We start from the raw sequence: 25,867 nt of genomic DNA, 5'->3' as shown, positions 1-25,867 counted from the left end.
AGAAGCCATGCCGACGAAACCAGCGATGAGCCAGCGAAATCGGACCTTTCGCCAGCTCACCCCCACGTTTCGCGAATTTAAACAAATCCCCTTCCGGGCCTATGGACGTGTCCGGAAGGGGGAAATGACACTAGCCACTCGACTCCAGCTCGTTGTCCAGGATCTCGAAGAGCTCGTCGGCGGTCACCGAGCGCAGCGCGGTGATGTCCTCCTCCTGGTCGGTCGCGCCCCATTTCGAGGCCAGCCCGCGAAGCCGGGACGCGATCCGCCGCCGCTGCTCCTCACTCCACGCCACGTCCGTCAGCGCGGACTCCAGCTTGGCGATCTCGACGTCCAGGGCCGGCTCGGTCACGTCGCCGGACAGCTCGCGGAGCAGGTACCCGGCGATGGCGCTCGCCGAGGGGAAGTCGAACACCAGCGTCGCGGGCAACCGCAGGCCGCTGGCGGCACCGAGCCGGTTGCGGAGCTCGACCGCGGACAGGGAGTCGAAGCCCAGGTCGAGCAGGCCTCGGCCCGGTTCGATCGACTCGCGGTCCTCGTGACCGAGCACGGCGGCGATGTGGGAGCGCACCTCGTCGAGCATCAGCCTGTCCCGGGCCTGGCCGGTCTCGGCGGCCATCCGCCGGGCGAGGACCTGCCCGCCGTCGGGTCCGGCCGCCCTCCTGGCCGGGGTACGGACCAGGCCGCGCAGGATCGGCGGCACCTCCTCGGTGGCGGCCCGCACCCTGATCCGGGCGAGGTCCAGCCGCGCGGGCAGCAGCAGCGGCCGGTCGAGCCCGAGCGCGGCGCCGAACAGCGCGAGGCCCTCCTCCGCCTCCATCGGCAGGACGCCGGTGCGCGCGATCCGGCGCAGGCCGGTCCCGGACAGCCTGCCCGCCATGCCGCCGTGGTCGGCCCACGAGCCCCAGGCCAGCGCCGACCCGGCCAGCCCGGCCGCGTGCCGCGCCTGGGCGAGGGCGTCCAGGAAGGTGTTGGCCGCGGCGTAGTTGGCCTGTCCCGCGCTTCCGAACACCCCGGCGACGGAGGAGAACAGCACGAACGCCGCGAGATCGGCGGACGCGGTGAGCTCGTGCAGGTTCGTCGCCACGTCGATCTTCGCCCGGAACACGGTGTCGATCCGTTCCGGGGTCAGCGCCCGCACCGTGCCGTCGTCGAGCACGCCCGCGGTGTGGAAGACGCCGGTGAGCGGGTGCGCGGCGGGAATCCGGTCCAGCAGCGCCGCCAGCTCGTCCCGGTCCGCCGCGTCGCAGGCGGCGACCTCGACCTCCGCGCCGTACCCCCTGAGCTCCGCCGCGAGGTCGCCGGACGCGGCCGGGCCCCGGCGGCCGGCGAGGACGAGGTGGCGGACGCCGTGGCCGGTCACCAGCCGCCTGGCGACGAGCCCGCCGAGCCCGCCGGTGCCGCCGACGATCAGCACCGTGCCGTCGGGGTCGAGCGCGCGGCCCTTCCCCGACGGCCCCTGGACGACTCTGGCCAGGCGTGGCGCGCGGATCGTCCCCTCGCGGACGGCCACTTCCGGCTCGGCCGAGCCGATCGCCTTCGGCAGCGCCCGGCGCGAGGACTCCTCGCCGTCGAGGTCGACCAGGGCGAACCTGCCCGGGTTCTCCGCGCGGGCGGAGCGCACCAGCCCCCACACCGGCGTGTACGGGAGGTCCGGCGCGTCGCCGTCCGCCGTGACGACGGCTCCCCTGGTCAGCACGGTGAGGCGGGCGGCGTCGAACCGCTCGTCGGCGAGCCAGCCCCGCAGCACGCCGAGCACGTCGCCGGTCACCGACCGCGCGGTCGCGCCGGGCACCCTCGGCACGGGGTAGACCACGACCTCCGGCACCGCGCCGCCGGCGTCGATCGCGCCGGCCAGGGCCTCCAGGTCCGCGTACCGCTCCGCTCCGTCCAGCCCGAGATCGTCCCCGCCCAGTACGGCGCGGCGGACCGGCGCCGTTCCCTCCGCGGGCACCGGTGTCCAGTCCAGGTGGTACAGCGACTCGTGCCCGGCCTCCCCCGGCCGCCCGGCCGGGATCGGGCGCGAGACGAGCGAGCCGACGGAGAGCACGGGCGTCCCGTCCTGGTCGGCGGCGTGCAGGGAGACGCCGTCCTTTCCCTCGGGGGCGAGCCGCACCCGCAGCGCGGAGGCTCCCCGCGCGTGGATCGCCACCTCGGTCCACGCGAACGGCAGCCGGGGTTCGCCGCCGGAACCGGCGACGAGACCGGCGTGCAGGGCGGCGTCGGAGAGCGCCGGGTGGAGCTGGAAGCGTCCGGCCTGCGTCCGTACCTCGTCCGCCAGCGTGACCTCGGCGAACACCTCCTCGCCCCGCCGCCAGGCCGCGGTGAGCCCCTGGAACACCGGGCCGTAGCCGAGCCCCCGGGCCGCCAGGCTCTCGTACGCCCCGTCGAGCCCGATCGGCTCCGCGCCGGGCGGAGGCCACGACGACAGACCCGCCTGCGGGGCTACCACCGGCTCGCCCGCCACCCCGGTCGCGTGACAGGTCCAGCCGGTCTCCTCACCGGCGGACTCGATCCTGGAGTGGACGCCGACCGGCCGCTCCCCCTTCTCGTCCGCCGGGCCGACCACGACCTGCAGCAGGACGGACCGGTGCTCGGGCACCAGCAGGGGTGCCTGGAGCGTCAGCTCCCGCAGCGCGGCGCATCCCGCCTCGCCGGCCGCCGTGAGGGCCATCTCGACGAGGCCCGTGCCGGGCACGAGCACCGAGCCGCGCACCGTGTGGTCGGCGAGCCAGGGGTGGGAGCCGAGCGACACCCTGCCGGTCATCAGCACGCCGCCGGAACCGGCGAGCCCGACGGCCGAGGCCAGGAACGGGTGCCCGGTGTCCCGCCGGCCGAACGCGCCGGTGCCGCCCGCCGGGTCCGAGGCGTCCAGCCAGTAGCGGCGGCGCTGGAAGGCGTAGGTCGGCAGCTCGACCCGGCGGGCGCCGGTGCCGGCGAAGAAGGCGGGCCAGTCGACCGGCACACCCCGGGCGTGCAGGCGGCCGACCGTCTCGACCAGCGTGTCCGCCCCCGGCCGCTCGGCGCGCTGGCAGGCCAGGAAGAGCCGCGCGTCGTCCGGGGACTCCTGGCCCATCGCGGTGAGCACGGCGTCGGGGCCGAGTTCCAGGAACGTCGTCACCCCCTGGGCGGCCAGCGTCTCGAGGCCGTCGTGGAAGCGCACGGTGGCCCGCACGTGGCGGACCCAGTACGCGGGCGTGCACAGCTCCTCGGGATCGGCCACCTCACCGGTCACGTTGGAGACGATCGGGATCCGCGGCGGGCGCGGCGACAGCCCGCCGACCACCAGCGCGAACTCCTCCAGCATCGGCTCCATGAGCGGGGAGTGGAACGCGTGCGAGACGCGCAACCGCTTCGTGCGGACGCCGTCCAGCCTCCCGACCAGCGCCGACACGGCCTCCTCGGTGCCGGAGACCACCACCGAGGAGGGGCCGTTCACCGCCGCGACGCTCACGTCGCCGGTGAGCAGCGGCACGACCCAGGCCTCGGGGGCGTTCACCGCCACCATCGCGCCGCCCGCGGGGAGTGCCTGCATCAGGCGGCCCCTGGCGGCCACCAGCACGCACGCGTCGGCCAGCGACAGCACGCCCGCCAGGTGCGCGGCCACGACCTCGCCGACGGAGTGGCCCGCGAGCAGGTTCGGGCGCACGCCCCACGACTCCAGGAGCCGGAACATCGCCACCTCGACGGCGAACAGGCCCGCCTGGGCGAACACCGTCCGGTCCAGGACCTTCTCTTCCTCCTCGGACTCGCCGAACACCACGCTCGCCAGCGAGCGGTCCAGCAGCGGGTCCAGCTCCGCGCAGACCGCGTCGAACGCCTCGGCGTAGGCGGGGAAGGCCTCGTACAGCTCGCGTCCCATCCCGGAGCGCTGCGCGCCCTGCCCGGTGCACAGGAACGCGACGGGTCCCGGGGCGGCGGGAGGTCCGGCGGGCAGCGTGCCGTCGCGCAGCCCGGCCAGGCCGCGCAGCAGGGCGGCCCGGTCGCGGCCGGTCACCACCGCGCGGTGGTCGAGCGCGGCGCGGGAGGTGGCCAGCGACAGCCCGACGTCGGCGGGGGACGACTCCTCGCGGTCCCGCAGGAAGGAGAGCAGGCGCCCCGCCTGCGCCCTGAGCGCGGCCTCCGTACGGCCGGAGAGCACCCACGGCACGGCGTGGCCGGGGTCCTCGCCGCCGGGGACCTCACCGCCGGGGGCCGCGCCACCGAGAGCCTTGCTACCGGGGACCTCGCCGTAGGGCGGGCCCGGCTCGGGCTTGGCGGCCCGTTCCCCGGCGGCCTGCTCGATGATCGCGTGCGCGTTGGTGCCGCTGATCCCGAAGGACGAGACGGCCGCGCGGCGCGGGCGGCCGCTGTCCGGCCAGGCGGTCTGCGCGGTGAGCAGTTCGACGGCGCCCTCCGACCAGTCCACCTCGCCGGACGGCGCGTCCACGTGCAGGGTCCTGGGCACGACCCCGTGCCGCATCGCCTGCACCATCTTGATCACTCCGGCCACGCCCGCCGCCGCCTGCGTGTGGCCGAGGTTGGACTTGATCGAGCCGAGCAGCAGGGGCCGGTCGGCCGGCCGGTCCTGGCCGTAGGTGGCCAGCAGGGCCTGCGCCTCGATCGGGTCGCCGAGCCTGGTGCCGGTGCCGTGCGCCTCGACCACGTCGACGTCCGCCGTGGCCAGGCCGGCGCTCGCCAGCGTCTGGCGGATGAGCCGCTGCTGGGCGGGGCCGTTCGGGGCCGTCAGCCCGTTGCTCGCCCCGTCCTGGTTCACGGCGGAGCCGCGCACCACGGCGAGGACGGGATGCCCGTTGCGCCGGGCGTCCGACAGCCGCTCCAGCAGGAGCATCCCGGCTCCTTCCGACAGCCCGGTGCCGTCGGCTGCCTCGGCGAACGCCTTGCAGCGGCCGTCGGCCGCCAGGCCCCGCTGGGAGCTGAACCCGATCAGCGTCGCCGGGGTCGACATCACCGACGCCCCGCCCGCCAGCGCCAGGTCGCACTCGCCCCGCCGCAGCGCCTGCGCGGCCAGGTGCAGGGCGACCAGCGACGACGAGCACGCGGTGTCGACGGTCATCGCCGGTCCCTCGAAACCGAAGGTGTAGGACAGCCGCCCGGAGGCCACGCTGCCCAGGCTGCCGTTGCCGAGGTAGGGAGCCACCTCGTCGGGGACGGCGGTGAGCCTGCTGCCGTACTCGTAGTACATCAGCCCGGCGAACACGCCGGTGCGGCTGCCCCGGAGCGACCCCGGGTCGATTCCGGCCGACTCCAGCGCCTCCCAGGAGATCTCCAGCAGCAGCCGCTGCTGCGGGTCCATGGCCAGCGCCTCGTACGGGCCGATGCCGAAGAACTCCGCGTCGAAGTCGGCGGCGTCGTGGAGGAACCCGCCGGTACGGGTGTGCGTCGTGCCCGGGGTGGCGGGGTCGGGGTCGTACAGCCCTTCGAGGTCCCAGCCCCGGTCGGTGGGGAACGACGACCGTCCCTCCCCGCCCGAGGCGACCATGGACCACAGCTCCTCGGGGCCGTTCACGCCGCCGGGGAAGCGACAGCTCATCGCGACGATCGCGATCGGGTCGTCGTCGGGCGACGCGGTGGCGGCGGCCGCGGCCGCCTGGCCGGTGCCGAGCAGCCGCGACAGCAGGTACCCGGCCAGCGCCTTGCCCGAGGGGTGGTCGAACACGAGGGTGGCGGGCAGCCGCAGCCCGGTGGCCGCGCCCAGCCCGTTGCGCAGCTCGACGGCGGTGAGCGAGTCGAAGCCGAGGTCCTTGAAGGCCCGGCGCAGGTCGACCGTCTCGGGGGTGGCGTGGCCCAGGGCCGCGGCGACGTGGGAGCGTACGAGCTCCAGCATGGCCTGTTCCCTGTCGGGCTCGGTCAGCCCGGCCAGCCGCTGCGCCCATCCCTCGGCGCCGCGCTCGGCGGCGACCCTGCGGGCGGGGGCGCGGACCAGGCCGCGCAGCAGCGCGGGCAGCGACGCGGCGCGGGCGCGCAGCGCGGGGAGGTCGAACGCGATCGGTACGGTGACGGGTTCGTCCAGCGCGAGGGCGCGGTCGAACATGTCCAGGGCCGCCGGGGAGGAGAGCCCGAGCACACCGGACCGCGCCATCCTGGCCACGTCCTCGTCGGTGAGGTGGCCGGTCATCCCGCTGCGCTGGGTCCAGAACCCCCAGGCGAGCGACGTCGCGGGAAGGCCCAGCGCCCGGCGGTGCCTGGCCAGGCCGTCGAGGAAGGCGTTGGCGGCGGCGTAGTTGCCCTGCCCGGGGTCGCCGAGCACCCCGCTGGCGGAGGAGAACAGGACGAGCTCGACCGAGGGCAGCTCGCGGGTCAGCTCGTGCAGGTGCCAGGCGGCGTCCACCTTGGGCCGCAGCACCGCGTCCATCCGCCGGGGGGTGAGGGAGGCGACCGTCCCGTCGTCGAGGACGCCCGCCGCGTGCACCACGGCGGTGAGCGGGTGCTCGCCGGGAACGCCGGCGAGCAGGCGCCCGACCGCGGCCCTGTCCGCCACGTCGCAGGCGGCGACGGTCACCTCGGCGCCCAGCTCGGTGAGCTCGGCGCTCAGCCGGGCCGCGTCCCCGTTCACCGGGCCGCTGCGGCTGGCCAGCAGCAGGTGCCTGACCCCGCGTTCGGTGACCAGGTGCCGGGCGAGCACCGCGGCGAGCCCGCCGGTGCCGCCGGTGATCAGCACGGTTCCCGCGGGATCCCACGCCCGCGGCGGGACCTGGGCGGCGGCCTGGAGGGGGGTCCGCGCCAGCCGGGGCACGAGCACCTCGCCCGCGCGCAGGGCGAGCTGCGGCTCGTCCGAGCCGAGCGCCCGCAGGACGTCGACCGGCAGGGGCCCGTCGAGATCGACGAGGACCAGGCGCTCGGGGTGCTCGGCCTGGACCGACCGCACCAGCCCCCACACCGCCGCGCCGGCCAGCGCGCCGGCCTCGCCGGGCGCCGGCGTGCCCGTCTCGCCGGGACCGGGTGTCACGGCGGAACCGGGCGTCACGGCGTGAGCGGGCGTCACGGCGGCCAGGCCGGGACCGGTCGCGGCACCGGGCGCCGACGCGTCCGCCCCGTCGGGACCGGGCGTCACGGCGACCCGGTCCGGGCCGATCGCGACACCGGCCTCGGTGAGGACGACGAGCCGCGAGTCGGCCAGCCGGGGATCGGCCAGCCAGCCCTGCAGGAGCGCGAGCGTCCGGTTCGCGCTCGACCTGACGGCGTCGGGAACCGCCGGGTCGCCCGGTGCGCGCGGGCACGCGGCGAAGACCATCTTGGGGGCGGGATCCCCCGCGTCCAGCGACTGCGTCAGGGCGGCCAGATCCCGGTGGGACGCGCAGCCGCTCAGCACGGCCCCCACCCCGAACTCGTCCGCGCCGAGCACGGCGAACGGCCCCGACGGGGCCGGGTCCATGATCGGGAGAGGCGTCCAGGTGAGCCGGTAGAGGGGGTCGCCCGTCGTGCGGGTCAGGGCCTCGGGGACGGACCGCACGGCCAGCGAGGCGACCGAGCAGACCGCCCTGCCCTCGGGGTCGGCCGCCTGCACGGTGACGGCGTCGGGGCCTGACGGCGCCAGCCGTACCCGCAGGGACGAGGCGCCGGTCGCGTACAGCTCCACGCCGTTCCAGGAGAACGGGAGCCTGATCGGCCCCTCGTGGTCGACCAGGCCGGTGTGCAGCGCCGCGTCCAGCAGGGCGGGGTGCAGGCCGTAGCCCGCGCCGTCCGCGTCCTCGGGGAGGTCGACCTCGGCGAAGACCTCCTCACCGCGCCGCCACATCGCGCGCAGCCCCTGGAACACCGGCCCGTACCCGTACCCGAGTTCGGCCAGCCGGGGGTAGAAGCCGTCCAGTGGGACGGGGGTCGCGCCGGGCGGCGGCCACGCCTCCTGGGCGAAGGGCTCCGCGGGCGTCGCGGTGCCGAGCACGCCGTCGGCGTGCAGCGTCCACGGCTCCGTCTCCTCCTCGGCGCGCGAGTACACCGACAGGACCCGCCGGTGCGGCGCGTCCGAGGGCTCCACCACGACCTGTACCTGCAGACTCCCCCGTTCGGGCAGGGTGAGCGGGGTGTACACGGTCAGCTCCTCGATCGCGGGACAGCCGGCCTGGTCACCGGCCCTGATCGCCAGCTCGACGAAGCCGGTGCCCGGCATCAGGATCGTGCCCGCCACGGCGTGGTCGGCCAGCCAGGGGTGTGACTCGACGGAGAGCCGCCCCGTGAGCACCACCCCGTCCCTGCCCGCCGTCGAGACGGCCGCGCCGAGGATCGGGTGGGAGAGCGAGGTCAGCCCGGCGGCGGCCACGTCCCCGCGCGGCTCGACCGCGTCCAGCCAGTACCGCTCGTCCTGGAAGGCGTACGTCGGCAGCCGGACCCGGCGGGCGCCGGTGCCCGCGAAGAAGGACGGCCAGTCCACCGGCAGGCCCCGGACGTACAGCTCGGCGGCCGAGGCGGCGAAGCGGCGCAGGTCCCCCTCGTCGCGGCGTAGCGTCCCCGCGGCCGAGGCGGCGGAACCGCTCTCGTCGATGGTCGCCTGGACGTTCACGGTCAGCACGGGATGCGGGCTGACCTCGATCAGGAACCCGTACCCCTCGTCCAGGACCGCGCGGGTGGCCTGCTCGAAGCGGACCGTTCTGCGCAGGTTGGTGTACCAGTACTCGGCGTCGAGCAGCTCGCCGTCCAACCGGCCGCCGGTCACCGCGGAGAAGAACGGCACGGTGGAGGGCGTCGGGACGATCGGCCCCAGGTCGGCCAGCAGCCGGTCCCTGAGCCGCTCCACGTGCACCGAGTGTGACGCGTAGTCCACCGCGATGCGGCGGGCCCGCACCCCGTCCGTCTCGCAGCGGGACAGCAGCTCGTCCAGGGCGTCGCCGTCGCCGGAGACCACCACGGCCGAGGGGCCGTTGACCGCGGCGATCGTGAGCCTGCCGTCCCAGGCGGCCAGCAGCTCCTGGGCGTCGGCCTCCGGCAGCGACACCGACGCCATGCCCCCCTGGCCCGCCAGTTCCTCGGCGATCGCGCGGCTGCGCAGCGCGACCACCCGCGCGGCGTCCCCGAGCGAGAGCGCGCCCGCGACGTAGGCCGCCGCGATCTCGCCCTGGGAGTGGCCGACCACCGCGGCGGGCTCCACCCCGTGCGCGCGCCACAGCGCCGCCAGGGAGACGTTCACCGAGAACAGCGCCGGTTGCACGACGTCCACCCGGTCCAGGGAGGAGTCGCGCAGCACGTCCGGCAGCGACCAGTCCACGTACGGGGCGAGGGCCGCCGCGCATGCCGACAGCTCGTCCGCGAAGGCCGGGGACGACTCCAGCAGGTCCAGCGCCATCCCCCGCCACTGCGAACCCTGCCCGGGGAAGACAAAGACGGCCTTGCCCCCCTCCTCTCCGGTGACCCCCCGCACCAGCCCGGCGGCCGGGACTCCCCCGGCGAGCCCGGCCAGGCCGGTACGCAGACCGTCGAGGTCGTGACCGACCACGACCGCGCGGTGCTCGAAGGAGGCCCTGGTCGTCACGAGGGACAGGCCCGCGTCGAGCGGGTCGAGCCCGGGACGCTCGTCCACGAAGGCCAGCAGGCGGGCGGCCTGCGCGCGCAGCGCGGCCTCGTCCCGCGCGGACAGCACCCACGGCAGTACGGCGGCGGAGCCGGGCCCGTCGCCGCTGTCCCGAGGCTCCTCCGGCCCCGGCTCGGCTTCGGTCTCGGCCGCTTCCAGGATCACGTGCGCGTTGGTGCCGCTCACCCCGAACGAGGAGACCCCCGCGCGGCGCGGCCTCTCGTACTCCGGCCACGGCCTGGCCTCGGTCAGCAGGCTGACGGCTCCCGCCGACCAGTCCACGTGCGGCGAGGGCTCGTCCACGTGCAGGGTCCTGGGCAGCACCCGGTGCCGCATCGCCATCACCATCTTGATCACCCCGCCGACCCCCGAGGCGGCCTGCGAGTGCCCGATGTTGGACTTCAGCGAGCCCAGCCAGAGAGGGCGGTCCGTCGGCCGGTCCCTGCCGTAGACCGCCAGCAGGCTCTGCGCCTCGATCGGGTCGCCCAGCCTGGTGCCGGTGCCGTGCGCCTCGACCACGTCGACGTCGCGGGAGGTGAGCGCCGCGTTGCCGAGCGCCCGGCGGATCACCCGCTGCTGCGAGGGCCCGTTGGGCGCCGACAGCCCGTTGCTGGCGCCGTCCTGATTCACCGCCGTGCCGCGGACCACCGCCAGCACGGGGTGTCCCGCGCGGCGGGCGTCCGAGAGCCGCTCCAGGACCAGCATGCCCACGCCCTCCGACCAGCCGACCCCGTCGGCGGCGGACGCGAAGGACTTGCACCGCCCGTCGGGTGCCAGCCCGCGCTGCCTGCTGAACTCGACGAACGTTCCCGGAGTGGCCATCACCGTGGCACCGCCGGCCAGCGCCAGGCCGCACTCGCGCTGCCGCAGCGCCTGGACCGCCAGGTGCAGTGCCACCAGCGACGAGGAGCACGCGGTGTCCACGGTGACCGCGGGGCCCTCCAGCCCCAGGGCGTAGGCGATCCGCCCGGAGGCGATGGCGCCCGCGCTGCCGTTGCCGAGGTAGGCCTCGAACTCCTCCATGCCGCGTTCGCGGACCCGCGCGCCGTAGTCGTGGTACATCAGGCCGGCGAAGACACCGGTCTGGCTTTCCCGCAGCGAGTCGGGGGCGATCCCCGCGTCCTCCAGCGCCTCCCACGACGCCCGCAGCAGCAGCCGGTGCTGCGGGTCACTGGTCAGCGCCTCACGCGGCGACATCCCGAAGAACCCGGCGTCGAAGTCGGCCGCGTCGTGCAGGAATCCGCCCTGGTCGGTGTAGCTCGTGCCCGGCCGCTCCGGGTCCGGGTCGTACAGGCTCGCCACGTCCCAGCCCCGGTTGACGGGGAACCCCGAGATCGCGTCCCTGCCCTCGGCCACCAGCGACCACAGGTCCTCGGGTGAGCGTACGCCCCCCGGATAGTGGCAGCTCATCCCGACGATGGCGATGGGCTCGCTCGCCTGGTCGGTCACCTCGCGCAGGCGCTCGGTGGTCTCGTGCAGCTCGGCGGTGACCCGCTTGAGATAATCGCGGAGCTTGGCTTCGTTCCCCATCACACATCCGTCCGCTCTGCTTGCGACGTGCCCAGCTTGCTGTCGATGAAGGCGAAGATCTCGTCATCGGAGGCCGCGTCGAGGTCGTCGACGACGGTGTCCTCCCCGTCGGCCCGGTGGAGGTCCTGCCAGGTGGCGACCAGGGTCCTGAGCCTGGCCGTGACGTCCGCTCGCGCGTCGTGGCCGAGCGCCTCGATCTCGTCCGGGTCCGGCGTCGCCAGGATCGCCTCCAGCCGGTCGAGCTCGCCGAGCAGGGAGAGCGGCACGGCCACCCGCTCCGGGCGCAGGCGGTCGTTCAGGTGTCTGGCCAGTGCCGCCGGGTTCGGGTAGTCGAACACGAGGGTGGCCGGCAGCCGGGTGCCGGTGACGGCGTTCATCCGGTTGCGCAGCTCGATCGCGGTGAGGGAGTCGAAGCCCAGCTCGTCGAACGCCCGGGAGGACCGTACCGCCTCGACGGAGGCGTGGCCGAGGACCGCGGCGACCTCCGCCCTGACCAGGGCGAGCAGCTCCTCCTCCCGCTCCGCCTCCCCGAGCCCGGAGAGCCGGTCGGCCAGGGACGACCCGTCGGTGGCCGCCGAGGCGGAGCGCCGCCGCCGTCCCGGCACCAGGTCGGCCAGCAGGGCGGGAAGCAGTCCCGCGTCGCGCTGCTCGCGCAGCACGGCCGGGTTCAGCCTGACCGGTACCAGGGCGGGATCCTCCATCGTGACCGCCAGGTCGAACAGGGCCAGCGCGTCCGCGGTGGGCAGCGGCGAGACACCCCCGCGCCCCACCCTGGCGACCCCCTCGCCGACGAGGTGCGCGGTCATCTCGCTCGTCTGCTCCCACAGTCCCCAGGCCAGCGCGATGCCCGGCAGTCCCAGGGACCTCCGGTGCGCGGCCAGCGCGTCGAGGAAGGCGTTCCCTGCCGCGTAGTTGCCCTGGCCCGCCGTGCCGAGCGTGCCGGCGGCGGCGGAGAACAGCACGAACGCCGACAGGTCCAGCGTCTTCGTGAGCTCGTGCAGGTGCCAGGCCGCGTCCGCCTTCGGCCGCATCACCTCGTCGAGCCGCTCCGGGGTCAGGGTGGAGACCAGGCCGTCGGCCAGCGATCCGGCCGCGTGCACGACCGCCGTCAACGGGTGCCGGGAGGGGATGTCCGCCAGCAGCCGCGCCAGCGCGTCACGGTCGGTGACGTCGCAGGCGGCCAGTACGACCTCCGCGCCCAGATCCGCCAGCTCTGCCCGGAGGCTCTCCGCCCCCGGCGCGTCCGCGCCGCGCCTGCTCGCCAGCAGCAGCCTGCGGGCGCCGTGCTCGGCGACCAGGTGCCGCGCGAGCAGTCCGCCCAGGCCACCGGTGCCACCGGTGATCAGCACGGTGCCCTCCGTCAGGTCCGGTCCCGCGGACCGGTCGCCCGGCGTCGCCCGCACCAGGCGGGGCACCGAGACGGCTCCGGCGTGGACGGCGATCTGCGGCTCGGCGCCGGTGATCGCGGCGGGCAGCAGCCGCCACGACTCCGGGTCCTCGTCCACGTCGGCCAGCACGATCCTGCCGGGATGCTCGGCCTGGGCGGATCGGACGAATCCGGCGACCGAGGCCGAGGCGAGGTCTGCGGGCGTTCCCGTCCTCCGCGTCAGGATCACCAGGGTGGACGCGACCAGCCGTTCGTCGGCCAGCCAGGATCGCACCGCCGCGAGGGTCCGCGCGGTCGCCGGCCGCGCGTCGGACGGGGAGGTGGCACCGACGGGGAACAGCACCGCCCGGGGCGGCGGCGCACCGGCGTCGAGCGCCGCTCGCAGAGCGTCGATGTCGGCGTGCTCCACCGCGTGAACCGGGGCGCCGGTGACGGGCGCGTCCACCCAGGCGACCCGGTACAGCGAGTCCTGGACGACGGGCCCGGTCTCGGGCCCGACCGCCTGGACCGGGCGCAGCACCAGCGACCCGATCGACGCCACGGGGGCTCCCTTGGGGTCGGCGGTGTGCACGGAGACGGCGCCGTCCTCGGCCGTGGAGATGCGGACCCGCAGGCCGGTGGCTCCGGTGGCGTGCAGGGCGACGTCGTTCCAGGCGAACGGGAGCGCGGCGCCCGCGTCGGGGTGACCGGTCAGCCCGACGGCGTGCAACGCGGCGTCCAGCAGGGCCGGATGCACGCCGTACCGTCCCGCCTCGTCCCTGACCTGATCGGGCAGGGTCACCTCCGCGAAGACGTCCGCGCCGCGCCGCCAGGCCGCCTGGAGTCCGCGGAAGGCCGGGCCGTAGGCCAGGCCGCCCTCGACGACGTGGTCGTAGATCGCGTCGAGCTCGATCGGCGTCGCGCCCTCCGGCGGCCACACCTCCAGGCTGTCCGGCTCGGCCGGGGTGTCGGGGGTGAGGGCGCCGACGGCGTGCCGGGTCCAGGCCGCGTCCAGGGGGGCCTCGGCGGCGCGCGAGTGCACGGCGAGCCTGCGCCGCCCGTTCTCGTCGGCGGCGTCCACCGCGACCTGGATCGCCACCGCGCCGGTTTCCGGCAGGACGAGCGGGGCCTGCAGGGTCAGCTCCTCCAGGAAGCCGCAGCCGACCTGGTCTCCGACCCAGACTCCCAGCTCGACCAGGGCGGTGCCGGGGAACACGGCCACCGCGCCGACCCGGTGATCGGCCAGCCAGGGGTGCGTCGCAAGCGACAGTCTCCCGGTCAGGACCGTCGTCTCCGCGTCGGCCAGCGAGATCGTCGCGCCGAGCAGCGGGTGCTCGGCGGCGGCCAGCCCGACCGAGCCCATGTCACCGGTGTCGGCGACGGTGTCGAGCCAGTAGTGCTCGCGTTGGAAGGGGTAGGTGGGCAGGTCGATTCGTTGGGCGCCGGACCCGGTGAACATCGCCGGCCAGTCGACCGTGACGCCTCGGGCCCACGCCTGGCCCACCCCGCGGACCGCCGCCTCGACCTCGTCGTGGTCCTTACGCGCCAACGGGACGAACACGGCGGTCTGGGTTCCCATCGCCGACAGGGCCGGGCTCGGCCCGGCTTCGATGAACGTGGTGACGCCCTCCGCTTCCAGGGCGCGCACCGCGTCGCCGAACCGGACGGGTTCACGGACCTGCCGCACCCAGTAGTCGGCGGACGCGATCTCGTCGGGGTCGGCGAGGTGACCGGTCAGCGTCGACACCAGCGGGATCCGGGGGTGGTTCCACGACACCGATTCCAGGACCGTGCGGAAGTCCGCCAGCATCGGGTCCATCCGCGCTGAATGGAAGGCGTGCGAGACCCGCAACCGTTTGGCCCGGTACGCCCCGTCCAGTTGGTTCAGGAGCGCTTCGACCGCGTCCTCATCACCGGAGACCACCACCGAGACCGGACCGTTGACCGCCGCCAACCCCACCCGCCCGTTCAAATACGGCGCGATATCCGACTCCGAGGCCGCCACCGCCGCCATCGCCCCACCCGAGGCCAACCCCTGCATCAACCGGCCACGCGCCTCCACCACCCGGCACGCATCCTCCAGCGACCACACCCCCGCCACATGAGCAGCGGCGATCTCTCCTACGGAGTGCCCTCCGACGAAGTCCGGGGTCACTCCCCAGGACTCCAACAACCGGAAGAGGGCGACCTCGAACGCGAACAACCCCTGCTGGGTGTACATGGTCTGGTCGATCAGGTCCGAGCCGCCGAACAGCACCTCCTTGACCGAAGAGGCGCAGGCCGCGTCGAAGGCCTCCGCGAACACCGGGAACGCCGCATACAACGCCGCTCCCATCCCGGCGCGCTGTGCTCCCTGCCCGGAGAACAGCACCGCGTGACGACCCCCGGCCACACCCTCCACCCCCGGAACGAACCCCGCCAGCTCATCACGACCCGGCCCGCAGAACACCGCACGATGCTCCAAAACCGTCCGAGTCGTCGCCAGCGAATACCCCACGTCCAGCGCATCCCCCGCCCACGACGCCAACCGCGCGACCTGCGCCCGCAACCCCTCAGCACTCTTGGCCGACACCACCCACGGCACCACCGGCAACGTGCGTTCCACCACCCGCACGGCAGACTCCTCCACCACCCCCTCCACGATCACATGCGCATTCGTCCCACTGATCCCGAACGACGACACCCCCGCCCGACGGAGTCCCTCACGCTCCGGCCACGGCCGAGACTCGGTCAGGAGCTCGATCGCGCCCGACGACCAGTCCACGTGCGGTGAGGGCTCGTCCACGTGCAGCGTCTTCGGCATCACGCCGTGCCGCATCGCCATCACCATCTTGATCACACCCGCCACCCCGGCGGCGGCCTGAGCGTGACCCATGTTCGACTTCACCGATCCCAGCCACAGGGGGGCCGACCGGTCCTGGCCGTAGGTGGCCAGCAGCGCCTGCGCCTCGATCGGGTCGCCGAGTGTCGTCCCCGTGCCGTGCGCCTCCACCACGTCCACGTCGGACACCTCAAGGTCGGCGTTCGCCAGCGCCTGACGAATCACCCTTTCCTGGGAGGGGCCGTTCGGCGCGGTCAGGCCGTTCGACGCCCCGTCCTGGTTGACCGCGCTGCCCCGTACCACCGCCAGCACCGGGTGCCCGTTGCGGCGCGCGTCGGACAATCGCTCCAGCAGCAGCATTCCCACGCCCTCGGACCAGCCCGCGCCGTCGGCGGTGGACGCGAAGGACTTGCAGCGGCCGTCGGGCGACAGTGCCCGCTGTCGGGAGAAGCGGACGAACATCTCCGGTGTCGCCATCACCGTCACGCCGCCGGCCAGCGCCAGCGTGCTCTCCCCCTGCCGCAGCGACTGGCAGGCCAGATGCATGGCGACCAGCGACGACGAGCACGCCGTGTCCACCGTCACCGCCGGGCCCTCCAGGCCGAAGGTGTAGGAGAGCCTTCCGGAGACGACGCTCGCGGCGTTGCCGATCTCGACGTTGTAGTCCTGGACATTGGTACCGACGAACACGCCCACCTGGCCGCCGCGCAACGAGACGGGGTCGATGCCCGCACGCTCGAACGCCTGCCAGGAGTTCTCCAGCAGCAGGCGCTGCTGCGGATCCAGCGACCGGGCCTCGCGCGGGGAGATGCCGAAGAACTCCGCGTCGAACTCCGCGACGTCGTGCAGGAAGCCGCCCGCGCGGGCATAGTTCTTGCCCGGCCGGTCGGGATCGGGGTCGTACAGTCCCTGGACGTCCCAGCCGCGGTTCTCGGGGAACGCCGACACCGCGTCCACCTCCTCGTCGACCAACCGCCACAGGTCCTCGGGGGATCGGACGTCCCCGGGGAAGCGGCAGCTCATCGCCACGATGGCGATCGGCTCGTCGGTCCCCAGGCTCGCCGTCGCGACCGTGACGGGCTCGTGCCCCGTCCCGACCAGTTCGGCCTTCAGGTACGCGGCGACCGCCGAGGGGGTGGGCCGGTCGAAGACCAGGGTGGCCGGGAGAGCCAGCCCGGTGGCCGTGCTCAGCCGGTTGCGCAGTTCGACCGCGGTGAGTGAGTCGAAACCGAGGTCCTGGAAGGCCCGATCGACGGGGACGGCCTCCGTCGAGGCGTGCTGCAGCACGGTGGCCGCCTCGATCCGTACGAGATCGAGGAGGAGGGGCTCGCGCTGCGCGTCGGGCAGTTCCGCGACGCGGCGGGCCAGCTCCGATCTCTCCGCCTGGCCCGTCGATGTGTCCGGGGTGACCAGTACGCGCTGGACCTCGGGAATCCGGTCGATCAGGGGGCTGGGCCGCGCTGCGGTGAAGGCCGGGGCGAACCTCTCCCATTCGATGTCGGCGACGACGAGATCGGTGTCGTCGTGATCCAGTGCCTGGCCGAGAGCGGCGAGGGTGAGCCTCGGGTCCATGGCTCGCAGGCCCTGGCGTCGCAGCCGTTCCTCAAGGTCGGTCTCGGCGGCCAGTCCCTCACCGGCCCACAGTCCCCAGGCGACCGACGTGGCTTTCAGCCCGCGCGCCCGCCGCCGCCGGGCCAGGGCGTCCAGGGAGGCGTTCGCCGCCGCGTAGGTGGCCTGCGCGGCGCTGCCCCAGATCCCGGCCGTCGAGGAGAACAGCACCAGCAGGTCCGAATCACGGTCGAGCAACTCGTCGAGATGTTCGGCACCGGTGACCTTCGCGCCGAACACGGCCTCGGTGTCGCTCATCGTCGTCTCGTCCAGGGTGGCCCAGCCGCCGATCCCGGCGGTGTGGAAGGCGGCCGTCACCCGGTGTTCCGCCAGCAGGTCACGCAACGCCGACCGATCCGTCACGTCACAGGACGCGATGGTCACGCGCGCGCCCGCCCGGCCGAGTTCCTCCGCGAGCTTCCCGGCGCCAGGCGCGTCGGCTCCTCGGCGACCGGCCAGTACGAGGTGCTCGGCTCCCCTGCCGACAAGCCACCTGGCCACGTGCGCGCCCACGCCTCCCGTACCACCGGTCACCAGGACGGTGCCGTGCGGGCGCCAGGTCTCGGCGGGCTCGGCGGTCGGCGCGCGGTGCAGGCGGCGTACGAAGACTCCGGACGCGCGCACCGCGAGCTGATCCTCGTCGGAGGGGCCCGCGACGACGTTCACCAACCGGCTCAGCGCCTGCTCGTTCATCACCTCGGGCAGTTCGACGAGCCCGCCCCACCGGCTGGGACGCTCCAGGCCGATCGACCTGCCCAGCCCCCAGAGCCGGGCCTGGCCCGTGTCGACCTGGCCGTCCAGGGTGAGTGCCCACAGGGGTGCCGTCGTTCCGGCGTCGCCGAGGGCCTGCGCCAGCAGGATGGTGTTCGCCACGCGCAGGTCCACGAGGGGATGGCCGGGGTGTGGCCGGTTCTCCAGCGCCAGCAGGGACAGCACTCGGTCGCAGGAACCGCCGGTGGCCTGCCGGATCCGGGCCGCCAGGGCGTCCCGGTCCTGCTCGGTCAGCTCCAGCGTCAGCGTGGTGATGCCGCGCTGCTCCAGCGTCCGTAGCGCCGCCACCCAGGGGTGATCGAGGTGGTCGGCGGGGACCACCACGAGCCAGCTCTGCGGGGATACGCGCACGGGCACATCGGGTACGGCGTCCCAGCCGACGCGGTAACGCCAGCCGTTCACGGTGGACTGCTCGTCCCGCTGCCTGCGCCACGAGGAGAGGATGGGCAACATGGTGCGCAGCGCGCCGTCCTCGCCGTCCGTCATGCCCAGGGTGATGGCCAGCCGCTCGACGTCCCCCTGCTCCACGGCCGCCCAGAACCGCGATTCCTCGGGGTTCTCCTCCTTCACCCCGGCGACGTCGGCGTTCAGCCAGTAGCGCTGTCGTTGGAAGGGGTAGGTCGGCAGGTCGATCCGTTGGGCGCCGGAGCCGGTGAACATCGTCGGCCAGTCGACCGTGACGCCTCGGGTCCATGCCTGGCCCAGTCCGCGGATCGTGGCTTCGACCTCGTCGTGGTCCTTGCGTGCCAGGGAGACGAACACGGCGGTCTGGGTCTCCATCGCCGACAGCGCCGGACTCGGCCCGGCCTCGATGAACGTGGTGACGCCCTCGGCCTCCAGGGTCCGCACCGCATCCCCGAACCGGACCGGCTCACGCACCTGCCGCACCCAGTACTCCGGCGACGCGATCTCCCCGGGGTCGGCGAGCGCACCGGTCAGCGTCGACACCAGCGGGATCCGGGGGCGGTTCCACGACACCGATTCCAGGACCGTGCGGAACTCCGCCAGCATCGGATCCATCCGCGCCGAGTGGAAAGCATGCGAGACCCGCAACCGCTTGACCCGGTACGCCCCGTCCAGCCGGTTCAGCAGTGCCTCGACCGCGTCCTCATCACCGGAGACCACCACCGAGGCCGGACCGTTGACCGCCGCCAACCCCACCCGCTCATTCAGATACGGCGCGATGTCCGACTCCGAGGTGGCTATCGCGGCCATCGCCCCGCCAGCGGCCAGGCTTTGCATCAACCGGCCGCGTGCCTCCACCACCCGGCAGGCGTCTTCCAACGACCACACTCCTGCTACATGAGCAGCGGCGATCTCTCCTACGGAGTGACCTCCAACGAAGTCCGGGACCACTCCCCAGGACTCCAACAACCGGAAGAGGGCGACCTCGAACGCGAACAACCCCTGCTGGGTGTACACCGTCTGGTCGATCAGCTCCGAACCGCCGAACAGCACCTCCCTCACCGGTGCCGGACACGCCGCGTCGAACGCCTCCGCGAACACCGGGAACGCCGCATACAACCCCGACCCCATCCCGGCCCGCTGCGCCCCCTGCCCCGAGAACACCACCGCGTGGCGACCACCCGCGACCAACCCACTCACCACCCCCTGACCCACCACCACCGCACGATGATCCAGAACCGTCCGGCTCGTGGCCAGCGAGTACCCGACGTCCAGCGCATCCCCCGCCCACGACGCCAACCGCGCGACCTGCGCACCCAACCCCTCAGCACTCTTGGCCGACACCACCCACGGCACCACCGGCAACGCGCGTTCCACCACCGGCGTGACCGGCTCCTCCACCACCCCCTCCACGATCACGTGCGCGTTCGTCCCACTGATCCCGAACGACGACACTCCCGCCCGGCGGGGTCTTTCGCGCTCCGGCCACGGCCGGGTCTCGCTCAGTAGCTCGACCGCGCCCGACGACCAGTCCACGTGTGACGAGGGCTCGTCCACGTGCAGCGTCTTGGGCATCACCCCGTGCCGCATCGCCATCACCATCTTGATCACCCCGGCCACACCGGCAGCGGCCTGGGGATGCCCGAGGTTGGACTTCACCGACCCCAACCACAAAGGAGCCGACCGATCCTGACCGTAGGTGGCCAACAGCGCCTGTGCCTCGATCGGGTCGCCGAGCGTCGTCCCCGTACCGTGCCCCTCCACCACATCCACATCGGCGGAACCCAGCCCCGCATCGGCGAGGGCCGCCCGGATGACGCGCTGCTGTGAGGGACCGTTCGGCGCGGTCAGGCCGTTCGACGCCCCGTCCTGGTTGACCGCGCTGCCCCGTACCACCGCCAGCACCGGGTGTCCGTTACGGCGCGCGTCCGACAACCGCTCCAGCAGCAGGACACCTGCCCCCTCCGACCAGCCCGCGCCGTCCGCGGCGGTGGCGAACGATCTGCAACGGCCGTCACCGGACAGCACTCCCTGCCGGGAGAACTCGACGAACATGTCCGGCGTGGCCATCACCGTCACGCCACCGGCCAGCGCCAGCGAGCAGTCGCCCTGCCGCAACGACCGGCAGGCCGTGTGCAGCGCCACGAGCGAGGAGGAGCAGGCGGTGTCCATGGTGACGGCCGGTCCCTCGAACCCGAACGTGTACGCGACCCGGCCGGAGACCAGGCTTCCCGCCCCGCTGCTCCCGGGGTAGTCGTGGTACATCACACCGGTGAACACCCCGGTCGAGCTGCCGCGCAGCGAGGCGGCGTCCATGCCCGCGCGTTCCAGCGCCTCCCACGAGATCTCCAGGAACAGACGTTGCTGCGGGTCCAGCATCGGCGCCTCACGCGGTGAGATCCCGAAGAACTCCGCGTCGAAGTCAGCCACGTCGTAGAGGAACCCGCCCTCGCGGACGTAGCTGGTGCCCGGCCTGGACCTGCTGGGGTCGTACACCGCGCCGAGATCCCAGCCCCGGTCGGCGGGGAAGTCGGAGATCACGTCGAGGCCGTCGGCCACCAGCCGCCACAGCTCCTCGGGCGAGGTCACCCCGCCCGGATAACGGCAGGCCATTCCCACGATCGCGATCGGCTCCAGATCGGCCGCCACGGTGAGCGCCGCCGTCTGGACGGGAGCCGTACCGAGCAACTCGTCCTTGAGGTGGCGTGCCAGGACGATCGAGTTGGGGTAGTCGAAGACCAGGGTGGCGGGAAGCCGAAGGCCTGTCGCCTCGTTCAGCAGATTGCGGAGCTCCACGGCGGCCAGAGAGTCGAAGCCCAGCTCGCGGAAGGCTGCTCCCGGCTCCGCGGACTCGTTCGCGGAGTATCCGAGCACGGTGGCGACACGGGTACGGACCAGATCCAGCATCACCCGATCCCGCTCCGGCTCGGTGAGGGCGCCGAGACGACGGGAAAGCGCCGGGTCGGCCGAGGCGCGTCCCGGTTCGACCACCCGGCGGGACCTGGTCCGCAGCAGGCCGCGCAGTAGCGGCGGGATCTCGTCGGTGCGGGCGTTCAGCGCGACGCGGTCCACCCGGATCGGTGCGAGGACGGGTCTGCCAAGCCCGACGGCCGCGTCGAACAGTCCCAGCGCCTCCTCGGTGGCCAGCGGCGGCAGACCCAGCCGGGACATCCGTCGCAGGCCCGCCTCGTCGAGCAGTTCCGCCATCCCCTCGGCCTCGGCCCAGAGCCCCCAGGCCAGCGAGGTGGCGGGCAGTCCCGCCGCATCGCGATATCCGGCCAGCGCGTCGAGGAAGGCGTTGGCCGCGGCGTAGTTGGCCTGGCCCGCGCCGAGAACGAGGCTCGCCGCCGACGAGTAGAGCACGAAGGCCGAGAGGTCGAGCTCCCTGGTGAGCTCGTGCAGATGCCAGGCCGCGTCAACCTTCGGACGCATCACCCGGTCCACCTGCTCGGGGGTGAGCGAGCCGAGCACTCCGACGTCCGCCACCCCCGCGGCGTGCACGACGGCGGTGAGGGGATGCCGTGGGGACACCTCGGCGAGTACGGCGGCCAGCGACGCCCTGTCGGTGACGTCGCAGGCGGAGACCGTGACCTCGGCGCCCAGCGCGGCCAGCTCGTCCCGCAGCTCCGTCGCCCCGGCCGCCTCCGGGCCTCGGCGGCTGACCAGCAGCAGGTGTCTGACTCCGCGCGCTTCGACGAGGTGGCGGGCGAGCAGCGCGCCCAGCCCGCCGGTGCCTCCGGTGATCAGCACCGTGCCGGCGGCGGACCAGCTCGACGCCGCCTGGCCGGGAGCCACCGGGACGAACCGGGGCACCCGTGCGGCACCGGCGCGCACCGCCACCTCCGGCTCGCCCGACGCGACGACCGCGGCGAGCAGCCGTTCGGAGGAGGGGTGATCGTCCAGGTCGACGAGGCAGAATCGCCCCGGATGCTCGGCCTGGGCGGAGCGCACCAGCCCCCACAGCGCCGACTGCCGGAGATCCACGGCCGCGTCGTCGGCGCCCGTGCTCACCGCCCCGCGTGTCACCACCACGAGCCGCGAGGAAAAGGCCCGCTCATCGGCCAGCCAGGCTTGCAGGTCCCGCAGCGTTCGCTGAGTCGCCGCCCGTACCCGTCCGGGCAGATCCTCGTCGTTCGATTCCGTGACACGCGTCGGCTCGTCCGTCTCGAGGGCGTACGCCAGCAGTACGACGTCGGGCATCGGCGTGTCCGGCCCGATCGAACGGCCCAGGTCGGCCAGGCCAGGGCGGTCGGGGCCACCGACCTCCCGCCGGTGTTCCTCGTCCCGCACCGGAGCGAGGGACACCAGGGGCCAGTCCACCTCGAACAGCACGTCGCGTCCGGGCCGGCCGAGCTGGTCGGCGGAGACCGGGCGGGCCAGCAGCCGGGAGACACCCGCGACCGGCGCCCCCGACGAGTCCGTGACCGTCACCGACATGGCGTCTTCGCCGACCGGCCGGATCCACACCCGCAACGCCTCGGCGCCGGTGGCCAGCAGCGAGACGCCGTGCCACTCGAAGGGAATCCGCGTCCCCGTGGCCTCGTTCAGCAGCCTGGGATGCATGGCGGCGTCCAGCAACGCCGGATGCAGGCCGAAGCCGGTGCCGCTCATGTCCTCCGGCAGGGCCACCTCGGCGAAGACCTCGTCGCCCCGGCGCCACATCGCCCGCAGCCCCCGGAACGCGGGACCGTAGTCATAGCCGCGCGCGGCGAGGCTCTCGTAGGCCCCGTCGAGCTCGACCGGTGTCGCGTCCGGCGGCGGCCAGACGTCCGACTCCATGGAGGGGAGGTCGGCGGCAGGCTCCATGGGGCGGACCGTGCCGGTGGCGTGACGGGTCCAGGGGAGATCCGGATCGGAGTCGTCGAGCCGGGAGTGGATGGAGAACGCCCGCAGTCCGGCCTCGTCGGGTGTGCGGACGATGATCTGGAGCCGTACCGCTCCGGCGTCGGGCAGCACCAGCGGGCTTTCCAGCGTGAGACCTTCGAGAGTTCCGCACCCGACCTCGTCACCGGCCTGGATGGCGAGTTCGACGAAGCCGGTGCCGGGGAAGATCACCGCGCCCATCACCCGGTGGTCGGCCAACCAGGGCTGCGTCTCCACCGACAACCGCCCCGTCAACACCACCCCCTGCGAATCAGCCAACACCACCGCCGCCGCCAACAAAGGATGACCAGCCGCACTCAACCCCAACAACCCCACATCACCCGAAACAACAGACCCCTCCAACCAATAACGCCTCCGCTGGAAGGAGTAAGTCGGCAGATCAACCCGCCGAGCACCCGACCCGGCGAACATCGCCGGCCAGTCGACCGTGACGCCTCGGGCCCACGCCTGACCCAGTCCACGGACCGCCGCCTCGACCTCGTCGTGATCCTTACGCGCCAACGGAACGAACACGGCGCTCTGAGTCTCCATCGCCGACAGCGCCGGACTCGGCCCGGCCTCGATGAACGTGGTGACGCCCTCGGCCTCCAGGGTCCGCACCGCGTCGCCGAACCGGACCGGCTCACGGACCTGCCGCACCCAGTACTCCGGCGACGCGATCTCCCCGGGGTCGGCGAGGTGACCGGTCAACGTCGACACCAGCGGAATGCGCGGGCGGTTCCACACCACCGACTCCAACACCGTGCGGAACTCCGCCAGCATCGGATCCATCCGCGCCGAATGGAAAGCATGCGAGACCCGCAACCGCTTGACCCGGTACGCCCCGTCCAGCCGGTTCAGCAGTGCCTCGACCGCGTCCTCATCACCCGAGACCACCACCGAGACCGGACCGTTGACCGCCGCCAACCCCACCCGCTCACTCAGATACGGCGCGATGTCCGACTCCGAGGTGGCTATCGCGGCCATCGCCCCGCCAGCGGCCAGGCCCTGCATCAACCGGCCCCGCGCCTCCACCACCCGGCACGCATCCTCCAGCGACCACACCCCCGCCACATGAGCAGCGGCGATCTCTCCTACGGAGTGCCCTCCGACGAAGTCCGGGGTCACTCCCCAGGACTCCAACAACCGGAACAGCGCCACCTCGAACGCGAACAACCCCTGCTGGGTGTACATGGTCTGGTCGATCAGGTCCGAACCGCCGAACAGCACCTCCTTCACCGAAGAGGCGCACGCCGCGTCGAACGCCTCCGCGAACACCGGGAACGCCGCATACAACCCCGACCCCATCCCGGCCCGCTGCGCCCCCTGACCCGAGAACAGCACCGCGTGACGACCCCCGGCCACACCCTCCACCCCCGGAACAAACCCCGCCAGCTCATCACGACCCGGCCCACAGAACACCGCACGATGCTCCAAAACCGTCCGAGTCGTCGCCAGCGAATACCCCACATCCAGCGGCGAAAGCTCCGGCCGCTCCCGCATGAACGACGCCAACCGCGCGACCTGCGCCCGCAGTCCCTCAGCACTCTTGGCCGACACCACCCACGGCACCACCGGCAACACCCGCTCCACCACCCGCACGGCAGACTCCTCCACCACCCCCTCCACGATCACGTGCGCATTCGTCCCACTGATCCCGAACGACGACACCCCCGCCCGACGCAGCCCCCCACGCTCCGGCCACGAACGAGACTCCCCCAACAGCTCCACCGCACCCGACGACCAGTCCACATGCGACGACGGCTCATCCACATGCAACGACCTCGGCATCACCCCATGCCGCATCGCCATCACCATCTTGATCACACCCGCCACCCCCGCAGCAGCCTGCGTATGACCCAGATTCGACTTCACCGACCCCAACCACAAAGGGGCCGACCTACCCTGCCCATACGTCGCCAACAACGCCTGCGCCTCAATCGGGTCGCCCAACGTCGTCCCCGTGCCGTGCCCCTCCACCACATCCACATCGGCGGAACCCAGCTCCGCGTTCGCCAACGCCTGACGGATCACCCGCTGCTGCGCCGGACCATTGGGCGCCGTCAGCCCGTGGCTGGCGCCGTCCTGGTTGACCGCGCTGCCACGGATCACCGCCAGCACCCGGTGACCGTTGCGGCGCGCGTCCGACAACCGCTCCAGCAGCACCAGGCCCGCGCCCTCGGACCACCCGAGCCCATCGGCCGCCTCGGCGTAGGGCTTGCAGCGGCCGTCGGCCGCCAGCCCGCGCTGGCGGCTGAACTGGAAGAACACGCTGGGCGTCGCCATCACGGTCACGCCACCGGCCAGCGCCAGCGAGCACTCCCCCCTCTGCAGCGCCTGGGCGGCCAGGTGCATGGTGACCAGCGAAGACGAGCACGCCGTGTCCACCGTCACCGCCGGGCCCTCCAGACCGAAGGTGTAGGCCACCCGTCCCGAGACGACGCTCCCTGCGCTGCCGAGGCCCACGTTGGCCTCCTGGCCGGACGTCAGCGAGGACGGCCGCGAGCCGTAGTCGCCGTACATCACCCCGGCGAACACCCCGGTGTCGCTGCCGCGCAGCGAGTCGGGGACGATGCCCGCGTTCTCGAAGGTCTCCCAGCCGACTTCCAGAAGCAGCCGCTGCTGGGGGTCGATGACCAGCGCCTCGCGCGGGCTGATCCCGAAGAACGCCGGGTCGAACTCGGCCACGTCGTGCAGGAACCCGCCCTGCCGGGTGTAGGACCTGCCGGTGTGCTCCGGATCCGGGTCATAGAGGCCGGGGTCCCAGCCCCGGTCGGTGGGAAAGTCCGAGACGGCGTCGCCGCCGCCGGCCACCAGCCGCCACAACTCCTCCGGCGAGGTCACCCCACCGGGGAACCGGCACCCCATCCCGATGATCGCGATCGGCTCGTTGGAGGCGGAGACCAGATCGAGGTTCGCCTGCTTCAGCCGCTCGTTCTCTCTCAGCGCGCTCCGCAGCGCTCGGACAAGCTTGTCGTCAGAGTTCGCCATGGGCTTT

General features: G+C 73.4%; 2 protein-coding genes. Both read right to left on the bottom strand.

Annotated features, from left to right (window positions below):
- Positions 1 to 130: 130 nt before the first annotated feature.
- Complete coding sequence (locus OG587_RS23005; protein ID WP_329093498.1) at positions 131 to 11,035, bottom strand: type I polyketide synthase; 10,905 nt, start codon at positions 11,033 to 11,035, stop codon at positions 131 to 133.
- A complete protein-coding gene (locus OG587_RS23000; RefSeq protein WP_329093496.1) occupies positions 11,035 to 25,860 on the bottom strand; it encodes a type I polyketide synthase in 14,826 nt (4,941 codons plus the stop codon). The genes OG587_RS23005 and OG587_RS23000 overlap by 1 nt, the downstream gene beginning before the upstream one ends.
- Positions 25,861 to 25,867 lie beyond the last annotated feature (7 nt).

The organism is Streptosporangium sp. NBC_01469 (assembly GCF_036227305.1).
Classification (GTDB): Bacteria; Actinomycetota; Actinomycetes; order Streptosporangiales; family Streptosporangiaceae; genus Streptosporangium.
The sequence above is the reverse complement of the archived record's forward strand: the minus strand, read 5'-3'. Positions and strand labels throughout refer to the sequence as shown.